Source organism: Kitasatospora sp. NPDC048662 (genome assembly GCF_055587065.1).
Genome location: NZ_JBVJHA010000002.1, coordinates 979,287 through 995,247 on the forward strand (window position 1 = coordinate 979,287; position 15,961 = coordinate 995,247).

The window sequence follows — 15,961 nt, forward strand, 5'->3', positions numbered from 1 at the left end:
CGCGGGGGCCGGGCGAAGCGGTGCTGCAGAGAGTTTTCCCGGCCGTGCTGGACAGCGCGTCTCGCCCACCGGACAGACCCGGGGGCCTCAGCGCCCCAGCGAGGTGCCTGGGGCGACGGTGAAGCGCAACCGCACCCCGCCCGCCTCCGGGGTGGCCTCGGCCAGCGACAGTCCCTTGGGCAGCGCGGTCAGGTGGTACCGCTGGGGCTTCAGCCGGTCGCCCGCGAGGCCCTTCAACGCCGAGGCCGCGCCGGTCAGTTGGAGATTGTCGACGACCAGGTCGTTGCCCTCGCTGTGCAGCTTGCCCTCGATCCCGCCGCCGGGCACCCCGGCCTTCACCATGCCGGGCCCGGCGTACTCCAGGCCGAGCAGGCCGCTGCCGCTCATGAATTTGGCGAGCTCCTTGTACTCGACCACGCCCTGGCCGTCGCCGTGCCCGACCGTCACACCCCGGTAGGAGTCGGTGAACTTCACCTGCGACAGGCTGGCCCGGAACGAGTGCACCGTCACCTTCTCCTTGCCGTCGGTGACGGTCATCCCGTCCGAGGAGAGGCTGACCTGGTCGAGCTCGCCCGCCACCGCGCTGGTCAGGAAGGGGATGTCGCCGATCTCGACGTCCGGCTTGCCGGTCAGCCAGCCGGAGGAGACCGCGGCGTCGGCGGCCTGGTCCTCCGCCACCCCCACGGCCACCCGGTCGGCGGCGACCAGCAGGGCGCCCACGACCCCCAGGCCGATCAGCAGTTTCACCGCGCCACGCATCGCTTCCCCCTGAAACGGTCCGACCGGGCCGCTCCGTTGACGAACCGGCCCCGAAGACAGGACGATCGCACGGATCCCCGGGTTCCGGCGCGGCACTCGGGCAAATGCGCGCTCAGCCCCCGGCGAACGGCGGCAGCACCTCCACCGTGCCGCCCTCGGTCAGCGGCACCGCGGCGTGCTCCCGGCCGCCCACCGGATCGCCGTCCACCAGGAACGAGCACATCGTCAGCACCCGCAGCAGCTCCGGCCGCCCGGCGTGCGCGGCGCGCACCGCGGTCAGCGCCTCGGCCAGGGTGGCGGCCAGGTACGGCTCCTCGGCCCGGCCCGCCGCGGACTTGGCGGCGGCCCAGTAGCGGACCGTCCCACTCACCCGTACAGGTGAATCCGGCGTGGGACGGGCATCGGCGGTCGCGGTCACGGCAACCCCTCTCGGTGGTCCTCGCCCGGTACGGCGGCCGGCCCGGTGCGGCCCCCATCATCGCCCCCGGCCCCCGCCGTCGGGCAAACCTCCCAGGTCATCACGGGAGCGCAAGGTGTCGTACCTCACCCGTTCCGGGGCCACTCGCGGGCCCGTGCGCCGCTTGAGCCACTCCCGGCCGCGCGGGCGGTCGGCTATCCTCGATTCCGTAAGGGATCCGGGCAGAGTCGCCCCCGGGTCCTTTTGTGCTTTCAGGACGCCAGTAGGACGTTCTTGCGAACGGTGCCCCACCCGCACCGGCCGCCAGGTCGTCCCCACCGCCGACCGCACGACGACGTGCCGGCCGCCGGCGGACAGAGCGGAGGGCAGGCCGATGGACGAGGCACCAGTGGGACGCCGGGGGTTGCGGGACCCCCGGACGGCCACCGCCCCGTCCACCGCCGCCCCCTCCGGGCTGTCGGCGCTCCCCCACCCTGTACCGCGCCCGCCGTTCCCCCCGGCGGCCGCGACCGCGACGACCCGGAAAGGGGACTAACCGGGTATGAGTTCACTGCTCCTGCTGACCAACGCCCTGCAACCCTCCGCCGAGGTGCTGCCCGCCCTCGGCCTGCTGCTGCACAGCGTCCGGGTGGCCCCCGCCGAGGGGTCCGCCCTGGTCGACACTCCGAGCGCCGACGTGATCCTGGTCGACGGGCGCCGCGACCTGCCGCAGATCCGCAGCCTGTGCCAGCTGCTGCGGTCCACCGGCATCGGCAGCCCGCTGATCCTGGTGGTCACCGAGGGCGGCCTGGCCGCCGTCACCGCCGACTGGGGCATCGACGACGTGCTGCTGGACACCGCCGGGCCGGCCGAGGTCGAGGCCCGGCTGCGGCTCGCCCTCGGCCGGCTCCAGGTGGCCGCCGACGACTCCCCGATGGAGATCCGCAACGGCGAGCTGTCGGTCGACGAGGCCACCTACTCCGCCAGGCTCAAGGGCCGCGTCCTCGACCTCACCTTCAAGGAGTTCGAGCTGCTCAAGTACCTGGCCCAGCACCCCGGGCGGGTGTTCACCCGGGCCCAGCTGCTCCAGGAGGTGTGGGGCTACGACTACTTCGGCGGCACCCGCACCGTGGACGTCCACGTGCGCCGGCTGCGGGCCAAACTCGGCGTCGAGAACGAGCAGTTGATCGGCACCGTCCGCAACGTCGGCTACCGCTTCGTGGTCCCGGAGCGGGCCGACAAGAGCGCCGACCGGGCCGAGCCGGGCAGAGCCGCGGCCCGCCGCGGACGCTGACCGGCCGTCGGACGGGCCGGGCGGCGCCACCCCTCGCCCGGCTTGCCCGGATCGGTCCGGTTCGGCCCGAAAAGCACCCCGTCCCACCGGGCAAGACCCCGGCAAGAGGCACCTGACCACACGCGTAGACTCCCCCCGTGGCCAAGGTGACGCGCGACGATGTAGCCCGACTGGCTGGGACCTCGACCGCGGTCGTCAGCTATGTGATCAACAACGGTCCCCGCCCGGTCGCCCCGGCGACCCGGGAGAAGGTGCTGGCCGCGATCGAGCAGCTCGGGTACCGCCCGAACTCCGTCGCCCAGGCGATGGCCTCCCGGCGCACCAACCTGATCGGCATGGTCGTCCCCGACGCCCGGCAGCCCTTCTTCGCGGAGATGGCGCACGCCGTGGAACGCGCCGCCTCCGAGCGCGGCAAGCTCGTGCTGATCGGCAACTCCGACTACGTCGACGACCGCGAGGTGCACTACGTCCGCGCCTTCCTCGGCATGCGGGTCTCCGGCCTGATCCTGGTCAGCCAGGGCCCCTCGCAGCGCGCCGCCGAGGAGTTCGCCGCCATGGAGGGCGCCAAGGTGGTGCTGCTGCACCGCCGCCCCGAGGCGATCGACGACGTCGCCGTGGTCACCGACGACGTCGGCGGCTCCGAACTGGTCGTCCGTCACCTGCTCGAAGTGCACGGTCACCCGTACGTGGCGTGCTTCGGCGGCCCGGTCGAATCTCCCGCCCCCGGTGACCCGGTCATCGACCACGTGGCCGGCTGGGAACTCGCCATGGCCGCGCACGGCCTGCCCACCGAGCCGTACCTGATCGACGCCCCGTTCCACCGCTACGGCGCCTACCAGGTCGCGCTGGACCTGCTCGCCTCCGACCGGCGGCCGCCCGCGATCTTCTGCTCCACCGACGACCAGGCCATCGGCGTGCTGCGGGCCGCCCGCGAACTCGGTCTGAAGGTCGGCGAGGACCTCGCGGTGGCCGGCTTCGACGACATCCCGGAGGCCGGGTTCGCCGACCCGCCGCTCACCACCGTCGCCTCCGACCGGGACGCGATGGCCCGGGCCGCCGTCGACCTGGTCCTCGACGACTCGCTGATGGTGCCCGGCAGCGACACCGAACGGGTCCGCAAGTTCCCGTCCCGGCTGGTCGTACGGCGTTCCTGCGGCTGCTCCGGCGAAACCGGCTGAACCCCGAAACCTGACTTCTGGGGCCTGACCAGGCTTTATGAGAAGCTGACGAGCTTCTCGGGGAACTCGAACCGCCCTCTCATCGAACGTTCATGAAGCGGGCGGAACGTCGTCTCCATGAGCGACCAGCACCGCAGCACCCACGAGCCCCACCCCCAGGACGGCGGCGCGGGCTGGCTCCCGCCGACGCCGCCCGCCGACCTCTCCGGCCCCGATCTGCCGCCGCCGCCCCGCGGGCACCGCGCCCGGCGCGGCCTGCTGAGGAGCCGCCTCGTCCTGGCCACCGCCGTCGCCACGGTGGCCGCCCTGCTCGGCGGCGTCACCGGCGGCGTCCTGGTGAGCGAGCGGGACAGCTCCGCCCGCACCGCCGCGGACAGCGCCCTGGTCCGCCCGGTGGCCGCCAATGCCGACGGCAGCGCCAACGTCTCGGCGATCGCCGCCGCGCTCTCCCCCGCCGTCGTGCAGATCACCGTCAAGACCGGCAGCGGCACCGCGACCGGCACCGGCGTGATCCTCACCGCCGACGGACAGATCCTCACCAACTACCACGTCATCTCCGGCGCGGTGAACGGCGGCCGGGCCACCGTCACCTTCCACGACGGCCGGACCGCCTCCGCCACCGTCACCGGCACCGACAAGGCCCTGGACACCGCCGTCATCACCGCCTCCGGCGTCAGCGGCCTCACCACCGCCGTGCTCGGCGACTCCGACGCCACCGCCGTCGGCGACCCCGTCGTCGCCATCGGCAACCCGGAGGGCCTCACCGGCACCGTCACCTCCGGCATCATCTCCGCCAAGAACCGCCCCGTCACCGTCCAGGTCGACGAGGGCACCACCCGCGGGAACGGCGGCTTCGGCCTCCCCAACCTGCCCGGCCTGCACGGCTCCACCGGCGCCACCGGCTCCGACACCGCCACCTACCAGGCGCTGCAGACCGACGCCGCCCTCAACCCCGGCAACTCCGGCGGCCCGCTGATCAACGCCGCCGGCCAGGTCATCGGCCTCAACTCGGCCATGTACTCCGCGAGCGGCTCCGGTTCCACCGGCGGCACCGAAGCCGGCAGCGTCGGCCTCGGCTTCGCCATCCCGATCAACAGCGTCAAGCACGTGCTGCCGCAGCTGCAGGCCGGCAAGAACCTCTGACACCCGCCGGTTCCGTCCCCGAGCGACGGACAATGGCCACGACCGCACCGGACTGAGAAAGGGCCCCGCGCCGATGACTCCCCCCGCCGACGACCGCACCCCTGCCGAGGCCCCGGGCGCCGGCGCCCGCGTCCTCGTGGTCGACGACGAACCCGCCCTGCGCGACGCGCTGGAATCCAGCCTCGCCTTCGAGGGCTACCAGGTCACCACCGCCACCGACGGCCACGAGGCGCTCACCGCCGTCGAACGCGACCGCCCCGACCTGGTCCTGCTCGACATCATGATGCCGCGCATGGACGGCCTCACCGCCGTCCGCCGGATGCGCTCGCGCGGCGACACCGTCCCCGTCCTGATGCTCACCGCGCGGGACGCCGTCGGCGACCGCGTCACCGGACTCGACGTCGGCGCCGACGACTACCTCGCCAAGCCCTTCGAACTCGACGAACTCCTCGCCCGGGTCCGCGCCCTGCTCCGCCGCAACGCCCTCGCCACCGAGGCCGCCGCCCGCACCGCCACCGACGGGAACGGCGGCGAGGTGCTCGCCTTCGCCGACCTGCGGATGAACACCGCCACCCGCGAGGTCACCCGGGCCGGCACCACCATCGAACTCACCCGCACCGAATTCATGCTGCTGGAGATGTTCCTCTCCCACCCGCGCCAGGTGCTCACCCGGGAACAGATCCTCAAGGCCGTCTGGGGCTTCGACTTCGAGCCCTCCTCCAACTCGCTCGACGTCTACGTCATGTACCTGCGCCGCAAGACCGAACAGCACGGCATGCCCCGCATCATCCAGACCGTCCGCGGCGTCGGCTACGCGCTGCGCACCGCCACCAGCGGCGCCGCGGCGTGAAGCCGATCGGCCGGTTCACGGGGTGGTTCCGCAGCAGATCCCTGCGGAGCCGACTGGCCATGCTCACGGCTGCCGCGGTGGCGGTGGCCATCGCGGTGGTGGCGGCGGCCAGTTGGCTGCTGGTCCGCGAGCGGCTCTACCAGGAGCTGCACGACACCCTCGCCGCCGCACCCCGGAGCCCGGTGGCGCCGCCCGACCGGGGGCAGCTGCACTGCGGCGCGACCCCGGCCGAGGCGCTGGCGAACGTCCCCGCCGGGGGCACTGGCCGGTTCGGCCCGCAGAAGTACGACTTCCAGTACGTCCTGCCCGACGGCACCGTCTGCCTGACCGGCGATGCCACCCGGGCCATCCAGGTGGTGCCGGGCGACACCACGCCGCTGCCCAGGAACACCCAGGCGGACTACCGCACCGGCCACTACACCGACAGCGACGACCGCGCGCAGGTGCGGCGTACCAACTCCTCGGTCCTGGTGGGCAAGTTCCAGCAGCCGCAGCCCGCTGTCCTGCTGACCGCCCTGCCCACCGACGGGGTGCAGCGTTCGCTCAGCTCCCTCGCCCTGCTGATGACCGCCGTCGCCGGCCTCGGCGTCCTCGGGGCCGGTGTGGCCGGACGCGTCGTCGCCCGGTCCGCGCTCAAGCCGGTCGACCAACTCACCGACGCCGTCGAGCACATCGCCCGCACCGAAGAAGTCGGCGCCACCATCCCCGTCAACGGCAGCGACGAGATCGCCCGGCTCTCCACCTCGTTCAACTCGATGTCCACCGCCCTCGCCAACTCCCGCGAGCGGCAGACCCGCCTGATCGCCGACGCCGGGCACGAACTCCGCACCCCGCTCACCTCCCTGCGTACCAACGTCGACCTGCTGATCCGGTCCGATGCGCAGGGCCGGGCGCTGCCGCCGGAGACCAGGGCGCGGATGCTGGGCAACATGAAGGCGCAGATGCAGGAGCTGACGGTGCTGATCGGCGACCTGCTGCAGCTCTCCCGCCCGGACACCCCGAACCCGGAGGCGGTGCGCACCGTGGTGCCGTTCCACGAGACGGTGGAGCGGGCGCTGGAGCGGGGGCGGCTGCGCGGGCCGGCGCTGACCTTCACCACCGAGGTCAACCCCTGGTACGTGCACGGCGATCCGGCCGCGCTCGAACGCGCGGTGATCAACCTGCTGGACAACGCGGTGAAGTACTCGCCGCCGTCCGGCACCGTCGAAGTACGCCTGCGCGCGGGCCGGTTGACGGTCCGCGACCACGGCCCGGGCATCCCGGCCGAGGAACTCCCGTTCGTCTTCGACCGGTTCTGGCGCTCCCCGTCCTCCCGCCAACTCCCGGGCTCGGGACTGGGATTGTCCATCGTCGCGCAGACCGTCCGGGACACCGGCGGCCAGGTCTCGCTGGGGCCCGCGGCGGACGGCGGCCCGGGAGCGCAGGCGGTGATGGTGCTGCCGGGGCAGCCGGACGACCCGCGCTGAACACGCCGGAGGGCGGAGCACCGAAGTGCCCCGCCCTCCGCGACGACTGACTCGTCAGCCGGTCTGGCCGGCCTTGATGACCTTGATCCGGTTCTGGGCCGGCGCGGTGATCGGGGCGGTGGCGGAGCTGTGGTTGCTCAGGTACGTGTTGAAGACGTCCAGGTCGGACGGACCGTCGACCTTGTCGGTACCGGCCGCGAAGGCCGGGAAGCCGTCGCCGCCACCGGCCAGGAACTCGTTGGCGGCGACCCGGTACTTGGCGTTCGGGTCCACGGGGGCGCCGTTCAGGCGGACCGATTCGAGGACCACGCGGTCCGCGCCGGCCTTGTTCAGGTCCAGCGTGTAGGCGAGGTTGCCGGAGATCTGCAGGATCTTCGGGGCGGCCGTGTTGGAGCCGGAGACCTGCTGCTGCAGGACCTGGATCAGCTGGGCGCCGGTGAGGGTCTTGACCTTCATCATGTTGGTGAACGGCTGGACGGTGAACGCCTCGCCGTAGGTCACCACCCCGTCGCCCTCACCGCCGGACGCCTTGTAGACCAGGTCCGAGCGGATGCCGCCGGGGTTCATGAAGGCGACCTGCGCGCCGCCCTTGTCGGCGGGCGCGAGACCGTCCAGCTGCGCGTCGGCGATCAGGTCGCCGAGCGGCTTCTCCAGGGCGCTGGAGCCGCGGCCGTTGATGTCGGCGCTGATCCAGCCGACGGGGCGGTTGGCGATCGGCGCGGCCAGCGCGCTGTACCGCTTTATCAGGTCGTTCAGGTCGCCCGCCGCGTCGGTGCGGCGCACCACGTGGTTGGCGGCGGTCACCGACGGGCGGACGATGGTGCCGTTGCGCTTGTCCAGCTTGAGGTCGATCTCGGTGTACAGGCGGCCGAACGAGGCGGCGCTGGTGACCGAGCGGGGCACGCCGTTCGGGTCCGGGATCATGCAGGCGTACGAGTTGTGGGTGTGGCCGGTGACGATCGCGCCGACCGCCGGGTCGAGGCGCTTGGCGATGTCCACGATCGGGCCGGAGACGCCGGAGCCGCCCGCGCCGCAGTCGTAGTTGTAGACGCTGCTGGCCGGGAAGCCGCCCTCGTGGATCAGCGCGACCACCGAGTTGACGCCCTTGCGCTTCAGCTCCGCGGTGTACTTGTTGATCGTCTCGACCTCGTTGCCGAACTTGAGGCCCTGCACGCCGGCGGCGGTGACGATGTTCGGGGTGCCCTCCAGGGTCACGCCGATGAAGCCGACCTTCACGCCGCGGACGTTCTTCACCCAGTACGGCTTGAGCAGCGGCTTGCCGGTCTTCTCGTTGGTGACGTTGGCCGCCAGGTACGGGAAGTCGGCGCCCTCGAAGGTCCGGCCCTCCTCGTAGCAGCCGTCGGTCGGGTGGCAGCCGCCGTTCTGCATGCGCAGCAGCTCGGCCGAGCCCTCGTCGAACTCGTGGTTGCCCACCGAGGTGACGTCGAGGCCGATCTTGTTCATCGCCTCGATGGTCGGCTCGTCGTGGAACAGGCCGGAGACCAGCGGGCTGGCGCCGATCAGGTCACCGGCTGCCACGGTGATGCTGTTCGGGTGGCCCTGGCGGGCGTCCCGCAGCGCGGTGGCCAGGTACGCGACGCCACCCGCGGGGGTGGGCGGATCGAGGGGCTTGCCGGTGGCCGGGTCGATCTCGTTGATGGTGCCGGACGAGCCCGCCGGCGGCTCCAGGTTGCCGTGCAGGTCGTTGATGGCGAGGAGCTGCAGGTCCTCGAACTTCGGCTTGTCCTGGCCGTGCCCGTGGGCCTCGGCGGTGGCCGGAAGGGCCATCGAGCCGATGAGGGCAGCAGCCGCGGCGACCGCGAGCGCGGTCCTGCGGCGGCCGGTGGAACCGGATATGGGCATGAAGGTCCCCTGCACCGTCGGGGCCGCGACGGACGGCGGCCTGGCGTTGTATCGGGGAGCAGCCTAGGGTCCACGCGCGTAGCTGTCAGGAACCCTGGGGTAACGAGCTGGTATCCGAAGCCTGACGAATCCTCCGCTGACCCCGGCTCAGCCCCCGTGCGAAGGTCAGATCCTGGGCTGGGACGCCAGCTGCTGCTCGGCCCGTTCCCGCTCGGCCATCGCATCCTCGGTCATCGCGCGGTCGGTGTACACCAGCGGACGCTCGGCCTCGGTGATGATGTGCTTGACCACCTGCACATTGCCGTTGACGTCCCACACCGCGATGCCCGGCGACAGCGTCGGAATGATCTCCACCGCCCAACGCGGCAGGCCCAGCACCCGACCGGTGGCCCTGGCCTCCTCCGCCTTCTGCATGTAGATGGTGCGGGTGGAGGCCATCTTCAGGATCGCCGAGGCCTCCTTCGCCGCCGCCCCGTCCACCACGTCCGACAGGTGGTGCACCACGGCCACGAAGGACAGACCCAGCCGCCGCCCGAACTTCAGCAGCCGCTGGAACAGCTGCGCCACGAACGGGCTGTTGATGATGTGCCAGGCCTCCTCGACCAGGAAGATCCGCTTCACCCGGTCCGGCCGCAGCCAGGTGTGCTCCAGCCACACCCCGACGATCGCCATCAGGATCGGCATCGCGATCGAGTTCCGGTCGATGTGCGAGAGGTCGAAGACGATCAGCGGCGCGTCCAGGTCGATGCCCGCCGAGGTCGGGCCGTCGAACATGCCGCGCAGGTCACCGTCGACCAGCCGGTCCAGCACCAGCGCCACGTCCAGGCCCCAGGACTGCACCTCGCCGACCTCCACGCCCAGCGACTCCACCGCCGACAGGTCGGGGCTGCGCAGCGTGTCGATGATGTCGTTCAGCACCGGCTGACGGTCCTTCACCGTGGCGTGCACGTACGCGTGCGCGGCCTTCAGCGCGAAACCGGCCCGCTCCTCCAGCGAGCGGCCCATCGCCACCTCGATGATGGTGCGCAGCAGCGACAGCTGACCGGTGGTGGTGATCGCCGGGTCCAGCGGGTTCAGCTTCACCCCGCCGTCCCGGGCCGCCATCGGGTCCAGCCGGATGGACTTTATCCCCAGCGCGTTGGCGATCAGGTTCCACTCGCCGACGCCGTCCTCGCCCTGCGCGTCCAGCACCACCACCTGGCGGTCGCGGAACCTCAACTGCCGCAGCACGTACGTCTTCTCCAGCGCCGACTTGCCGTTGCCGGACTCCCCCAGCACCAGCCAGTGCGGGGCCGGCAACTGCTGGCCGTACAGCTGGAACGGGTCGTAGACGTAACCCTTGCCGCTGTACACCTCGCGGCCGATGATCACCCCGGAGTCGCCCAGGCCGGGCGCCGCCGTCGGCAGGTACACCGCCTGCGCCTGGCCGCTGGAGGTGCGCACCGGCAGCCGGGTGGTCTCCACCCGGCCGAACAGGGCGCTGGCGAAGGCGTCGGTGAGATTGCCGATCATGAGCGGGCCTCCGGGAGGGTCAGCGGCGGATGCCGGTGGCGAACGGCAGGGTGTTGGCGAACGCCCGGTGGTGCTCGCGGTCGCACCACTCCAGCTTCAGGTAGCTCTTGCCCGCCGAGGCGCGGATGGTCCGCTTGTCCCGGGCCAGCGCCTCCGGGCTGCGCGAGGACACCGTCAGGTAGCCCACCAGGTTCACCCCGGCCGCGCCGGACGCCAGGTCGTCGCCACGCTGGTCCACCCGGCCGGTGTGCGCCAGGTCGCGCGGGTCCACCGTGCGGTTCATCTTCGCCGCCCGGCTGGCCTCCGCCTCGTCGTTGGTCTTCTCGGTGAGCATCCGCTCGATCGCCACGTCGGTCGGCTCCAGGTCCATGGTGACCGCGACCGTCCGGATCACGTCCGGGGTGTGCACCAGCAGCGGCGCCAGGAAGTTCACCCCGACCGGGGTCAGCGGCCACTCCTTGATCCACGCGGTGGCGTGGCACCACGGCTCCCGGGTCGCCGACTCCCGGGTCTTCGCCGTCAGGTACTGCGGGTGCGTGGCATCCAGCTCGGCCGGCCAGGCGTTGCGCCGGCTCATCGCCTGGATGTGGTCGATCGGGTGGTCCGGGTCGTACATCGAGTGGATCAGCGACGCCAGCCGGGCCTGCCCCAGCGGCTGCCGCACCCGGATGTCCGCCTCCGCCAACCGGGCGCAGATGTCCGTCAGTTCACGCGCCATCACGGTCGCCAGACCGTCATCGCCACGATCCCGCTTGCCCTCGTCCCGCCCGTACGCGGTACGCCCCATCGCGTGCGCCTCGGACGCCAGGTCGCGGGTGTACTGCATGCACGCCACCAGGTACGCCCGGTGCTGCTCCGAGGAGGTCGACACCATCGACTGCAACTGGTCGTAGCTCTCCTGCAGCCAGCGCGGTGCCGAGTGGTCGCCGCGCCGCTCCACGTCCTTGGCGTGCGCGTCCGGGTCGGCCGGCAGAGTACGGGCCAGGATCTGCAGGCGCGTCACGAAGCCGTCGCCGTTGGCCACATGCTTCAGCAGGGTGCCGAACCGGTCGACCAGCGCCTCCTGGTCCTCCGAGTCGCGCAGGCCCACACCCGGGCCCTCGATCTCGATCGCCGCCGTCACCGTGCGCCGCTCCAGATGCATCAGCACCGTGACCTCGTCCGGCCCGAACGGCGCCGTCAGCCAGCGCAGCCGCCCCACCCCCGGCGGCGGACCGACCTCCACCTCGCGCCCGTCCAACCGCGTCCCGGCCTCGTGCACGTCCGGCTTCCACACCGCCCGGCCGCTGCGCACCGTACGCCGGTACGTCCGGTTGATCTCCACCCACTTGTAGAACGTCCGCCGCCGGTACGGCACGTACACCGCCATGATCGCCAGCAGCGGGAAGCCCACCAGGCCGGCCAGCCGCAGCGTCAGGATCGGCACCCCGAGACCCCACAGCATGCCCAGGCCCGCGCCGGCGATGATCAGCACGATCTCGCCGGTCTCCCGGTTGCGCCCGATCGGCGCGTTCGGACGCGCCTTGCCGATCAGGTAGCTGCGGCGCTGCTGGGCATAAGGCTGGGCGTACTGGGTGCCGTACTGGCCGAACTGTTCGCTGCTCATCTACCCGTCACCCTCCCTTCGGGTTGTTGACCGGGGCCTGGGACTGCGGGGGCGACACGGCCGCCCGACCGGGGTTGGCGGGCCGGGACGCGTGCGCGGCGATACCCGGGGCCACCCCGCCACCGCCACCCGCACCCGGGGAGCCGCCCCCGCCCTGCGGGCCGCCACGCGAACCGTGCGTCGAAATACCCTGCTTCACGAAGTTCGCCGGGCCGTTGATCATCGCACTGCCCGCCTGCACCGCACTCGCCCGGGCCCGTCGCATCGCCAGCAGCTCGTCACCGAAGCCCGGCACGAACCGGTACACCGCGGCGCTCGCGAAGATCGACAGGAACAGGATCGCCAGCCCGCTCAGCACCCGCGCGAAGTCGTCGTCCGCGCCCGCACCGGTCGCCACCGCACCCGCCAGGCCCAGGATGATCACGATGATCGGCTTCGCCAGATCGATCGCCAGCATCATCGCCGCCCACCGGCGCACGTGCTTCCACAGCTGCTTGTCCACCAGCCCCGCGTACACCGCCGTCCCCAACAGCGCACCCACGTACAGCATCGCCGCCCGGATCACCAGCTCGATCCACAGCACCGCCGCGGCCAGCACCGCCACCAGCGACACGATGATCAGGATCAGCGGGCCACCGCCCATGCTGCCCTTGTCCAAGGTGTCCGCGAACCCGCCCAGATACGTACCGGTGTCGGACTTCGTCCCCGCCGCGATCGCATCCGTCAGCCCGTCGGTGACCGTCACCACCGTGTACAGGATCAGCGGCGTGAACGCCGAGGCGATCACCGTCAGCCACAGGAACCCGACCGCCTCGCCGAACGCCTGCCCCAGCGCCGCACCGCGCACCGCCCGCTTCGTCACCGCCAGCAGCCACAGCACCAGCGTGACCACCGTCGACACCGCGAACACCACCGCGTACTGCTGCAGGAACGCCGCGTTGGTGAAATCGACCTTCGTCGTCCCGTCGATCGCCCCCGCCAACTGCCGCACCACCCAGGCCGCCGCCTGCGCACACCCCTTCGCCAACGACCCCAGCGGGTCCGTCACCGAGGAGACCGCGTCCCCGCCGACCACCTGCGCCCCGGGGGGAGCGCACAACTTGTCGGCACCCGGCACCGGAACGTCCACCTTGCAGGACGGCTGGGCACTGGGAGAGGGGTCGGCGGTGGCCACCCGGGCCACCGCGAGCATCGCCATCTGGAACGCGGCACTCGCACCCGCCAAGGCTGCGACTCGGCGGCCGAAGCCTCTGCCCGATCCGTCAGCGCGCATAACGGAAACCTCCGAACTGCTGGACGGCATCCGTAATCTCCTCCGAGGTCGCGGCCTGTTGGTCAGCGGGCAACGGGGCCGGGCCTGCCTTCCGGCTGAAGTCGATGAGCTTCCAGTCGCTGCCGGTCCAGCGCAGCGTGACATTGAGCGTGTACCAGTTCTCGGTGACCGGGATGGTCGAGGCCTCGCCGGTCAGTCCCACCAGCGAGTTGCACCACACATCCACCTTCGTCCCGGTGTCCGAGTAGGTCGCCAGGTTGGTGCCGACCGGAACGGTGCGGCTGATGAACGTGAGGCCCTTGGGCACTTTGCCCTGGGCGTCGAGCCCGTACCGCGCGTTGGTCTCCGGGGAGAACGCCTGGTCCAGGCGGGACTGGAGGGTGGCGAGGACGGTGGGGTCGGCGAGGGTGGCGAGGACGGTGTGGCGGGTGTCGGGGCGGAACATGTCGGTGGAGCCGAGCGCGACCGCGTAGTTGGCGGCGGCGGACTGCGCCCCCTGGTCGGTGTGGGGGTAGCCGGTGGCGATGCCGTTGGTGGTGGTGGTGACGGGCTGTTGGCCGGTCGCGGCGGTGTGGTCGGCGGCGGGGGCGGTCCCGCCGCGGGCCTGGTCGCCGGAGGTCGCGGCGGGGGTGCGGCCGGGTACGGCCTTGTCCCGGTTGGCGATGGCGACGGCGATCACCAGCAGGGTGACGACGCCGAGGATGGTCAGGAGGGTGCGAAGGGGCCGGGCCTGGCGGCCGGCCACGGGGGCGGTCTGTTCGGCGACCGGTAGCCGCGTACGGGTGTGCGGCTGGTCGTCGGACAACGGCACGGGGGCCCTCCTGGTGCGGCGTCACCGCGTCGGGGACGCGGCGGCGTGACGGGTGTTCTCGGTGTCGGCGCGCGGAACGTGGATCTGCGCGAGGGGGGACTGGAGTTGTCCGATCGTCAGATCGCCATGCCGTACACAATGGTGAACAGGGTGCCGAGCGAACCGATGATGAACACGCCGGTCAGGCCGGCGATGATCAGCCCCTTGCCCTGCTCGGCGCTGAACGTGTCGCGCATCGCGGTGGCGCCGATCCGCTGCTTGGCGGCGCCCCAGATCGCGATGCCCAGGCAGACCAGGATGGCGACGGCCATCACGACCTGGACCATCACGCGGGCCGAGGAGCCGAGCGAGGCGAACGGGCCCCAGTCGGGGGCGATGCCGCCGATGATGGTGTCGATGCCGGCCTTCTTGGGCGGGTCCTCCGCCAGGTACCCGATCACTGTGCTGTCCACGTTCAGGTTCATCCCATCTCACCGCCCGATCAGGAAAATTCAAGGCCCCGGACCACGGTCGAGCGAAGGGGCAGGTCCTATTCTTGGCCAGATCTGACGTCGACTTGGCTGCTTCTCGCGGATTGCTCGTGGTAACCGGACGTCTGAGCCAGGATGTCCGGTAGTCCGAGGATACTGCCCGCCCTTGGTATCTGTGATGATTGCACCGGGCAATAACGCAACAGGACATGGCTGCTGACGAACCGTCGGGATGGTGCGGGATGGTGCTCCGGAAGGCTCGGCTCGCTGGTGCCGCGACCGCGGTGGTGGCCATCGGGTTCGTCGGGGTGGTGACGCTGGGGACGTACGCGGCCAGCGGGGCGCCGGAGCGCGCCGGTGAACTGACGCTGTCCGGTGGGACGGTGCCCGCGCAGTACCGGGCGCAGATCCAGAAGTGGGGCGCCCTGTGCCCGGAGATCTCGGCGCCGATGCTGGCCGCGCAGCTGTACCAGGAGAGCGGTTTCGACCCGACGGCGAAGAGCCCGGCGAAGGCGTACGGGATGGCCCAGTTCCTGGAGGGGACGTGGGCGTCGTACGGGACGGACGGCAACGGCGACGGCAAGTCGGACATCTGGAACCCGGACGACGCGATCGCCTCCGCCGCCACCTACGACTGTGCGCTGGCCCGGGATGTGGCCAAGGTGCCCGGGGACAAGCAGGCCAACATGCTGGCCGCGTACAACGCCGGGCCGTACGCGGTGATCCAGTACCACGGGGTGCCTCCGTACAAGGAGACCCAGGGGTACGTGAAGAGCATCCAGTCGCTGGCGAAGTCGTTCACCGCGCCGCCGAAGGCGGGGGCGCAGTTGGCGCTCTCCAAGGAGGCGGCGGGGGCGATCTACTTCGCGCAGAGCAAGCTCGGCATCGACTACATGTGGGGTGGCACCGGGCAGACCTGGGAGGACGGGCGGTTCGACTGCTCGGGCCTGACCCAGGCGGCGTTCAGGAGTGTGGGCATCGAGCTGCCCCGGGTGGCCAACGACCAGTGGTACAGCGGGCCGCACCCGTCCCGGGACCAGCTCCGGCCCGGCGACCTGGTGTTCTTCGCCAATGACCTGGAGGACCCGCGCACCATCCACCACGTGGGCCTCTATGTCGGCGGCGGCTACATGATCGACGCCCCGCACACCGGCGCCAAGGTGCGCTACGACAAGATCGACCAGCGGGACTACATCGGGGCGACCCGGGTCACCCCGGACGGCGCGGCCGCGCTGCCCGCCCGGAACAAGAACGACGGCACCATCACGGCGGGTCAAGGACCGGTAAAGAGCTGACGGGCCGTCCGCTCGGCATGTGCATGCGGGGTGGACGGTGAGTC

General features: G+C 71.6%; 14 protein-coding genes. 6 read left to right on the plus strand and 8 right to left on the minus strand.

From position 1 onward, the window contains the following. Window positions 1-87: 87 nt before the first annotated feature. Complete coding sequence (locus tag ACZ6R9_RS10370) at window positions 88-759, minus strand: LmeA family phospholipid-binding protein (protein ID WP_380488711.1); 672 nt, start codon at window positions 757-759, stop codon at window positions 88-90. Between the two features lie 112 nt (window positions 760-871). Next, a complete protein-coding gene (locus ACZ6R9_RS10375; protein ID WP_465537638.1) occupies window positions 872-1,129 on the minus strand; it encodes a MoaD/ThiS family protein in 258 nt (85 codons plus the stop codon). 589 nt (window positions 1,130-1,718) lie between these two features. On the opposite strand from ACZ6R9_RS10375, the gene ACZ6R9_RS10380 reads away from it, so the two are divergent. From ACZ6R9_RS10380 to ACZ6R9_RS10400, 5 genes are all read left to right on the plus strand, one after another. Beyond that, entirely contained in the window at window positions 1,719-2,450 is a 732-nt protein-coding gene (locus ACZ6R9_RS10380) for a winged helix-turn-helix transcriptional regulator (RefSeq protein ID WP_465537639.1), read from the plus strand. A gap of 137 nt (window positions 2,451-2,587) precedes the next feature. Beyond that, window positions 2,588-3,628 (plus strand): LacI family DNA-binding transcriptional regulator, encoded by a 1,041-nt coding sequence (locus tag ACZ6R9_RS10385; protein ID WP_380488714.1) that lies wholly within the window; start codon window positions 2,588-2,590, stop codon window positions 3,626-3,628. Window positions 3,629-3,745: 117 nt separating this feature from the next. Continuing rightward, window positions 3,746-4,771 (plus strand): S1C family serine protease, encoded by a 1,026-nt coding sequence (locus ACZ6R9_RS10390; protein WP_465537641.1) that lies wholly within the window; start codon window positions 3,746-3,748, stop codon window positions 4,769-4,771. Between the two features lie 73 nt (window positions 4,772-4,844). Next, the gene (locus ACZ6R9_RS10395; RefSeq protein WP_465537643.1) at window positions 4,845-5,621 is read left to right on the plus strand and encodes a response regulator transcription factor; all 777 of its coding nucleotides are present in this window, start codon (window positions 4,845-4,847) and stop codon (window positions 5,619-5,621) included. Window positions 5,622-5,680: 59 nt separating this feature from the next. Continuing rightward, window positions 5,681-7,087 carry a sensor histidine kinase gene (locus tag ACZ6R9_RS10400; RefSeq protein WP_465537645.1) on the plus strand — a complete coding sequence of 469 codons (1,407 nt, stop codon included), beginning with the start codon at window positions 5,681-5,683 and terminating at the stop codon, window positions 7,085-7,087. Between the two features lie 54 nt (window positions 7,088-7,141). Here ACZ6R9_RS10400 and ACZ6R9_RS10405 read toward each other — a convergent pair whose 3' ends face one another. The 6 genes from ACZ6R9_RS10405 to ACZ6R9_RS10430 all read right to left on the minus strand — a co-directional run bounded on the left by ACZ6R9_RS10405 (window position 7,142) and on the right by ACZ6R9_RS10430 (window position 14,616). After that, window positions 7,142-8,950, minus strand: a complete 1,809-nt coding sequence (locus ACZ6R9_RS10405) for a bifunctional metallophosphatase/5'-nucleotidase (RefSeq protein ID WP_465537648.1) — start codon at window positions 8,948-8,950, stop codon at window positions 7,142-7,144. 165 nt (window positions 8,951-9,115) lie between these two features. Then, the gene (locus tag ACZ6R9_RS10410) at window positions 9,116-10,462 is read right to left on the minus strand and encodes an ATP-binding protein (protein WP_380488719.1); all 1,347 of its coding nucleotides are present in this window, start codon (window positions 10,460-10,462) and stop codon (window positions 9,116-9,118) included. Window positions 10,463-10,481: 19 nt separating this feature from the next. Continuing rightward, entirely contained in the window at window positions 10,482-12,068 is a 1,587-nt protein-coding gene (locus ACZ6R9_RS10415; RefSeq protein WP_380488720.1) for an SCO6880 family protein, read from the minus strand. A 7-nt stretch (window positions 12,069-12,075) separates the two neighbouring features. Continuing rightward, on the minus strand, window positions 12,076-13,293 hold the full coding sequence (locus tag ACZ6R9_RS10420; protein WP_465537651.1) for a hypothetical protein: 1,218 nt from the start codon (window positions 13,291-13,293) through the stop codon (window positions 12,076-12,078). A gap of 37 nt (window positions 13,294-13,330) precedes the next feature. Further along, window positions 13,331-14,152, minus strand: coding sequence for a hypothetical protein (locus ACZ6R9_RS10425; protein WP_465537653.1), 822 nt, complete (start codon window positions 14,150-14,152; stop codon window positions 13,331-13,333). A gap of 116 nt (window positions 14,153-14,268) precedes the next feature. Continuing rightward, window positions 14,269-14,616, minus strand: a complete 348-nt coding sequence (locus tag ACZ6R9_RS10430; protein WP_380488723.1) for a hypothetical protein — start codon at window positions 14,614-14,616, stop codon at window positions 14,269-14,271. Between the two features lie 248 nt (window positions 14,617-14,864). On the opposite strand from ACZ6R9_RS10430, the gene ACZ6R9_RS10435 reads away from it, so the two are divergent. Further along, window positions 14,865-15,917 carry an NlpC/P60 family protein gene (locus tag ACZ6R9_RS10435; protein ID WP_380488724.1) on the plus strand — a complete coding sequence of 351 codons (1,053 nt, stop codon included), beginning with the start codon at window positions 14,865-14,867 and terminating at the stop codon, window positions 15,915-15,917. Window positions 15,918-15,961 lie beyond the last annotated feature (44 nt).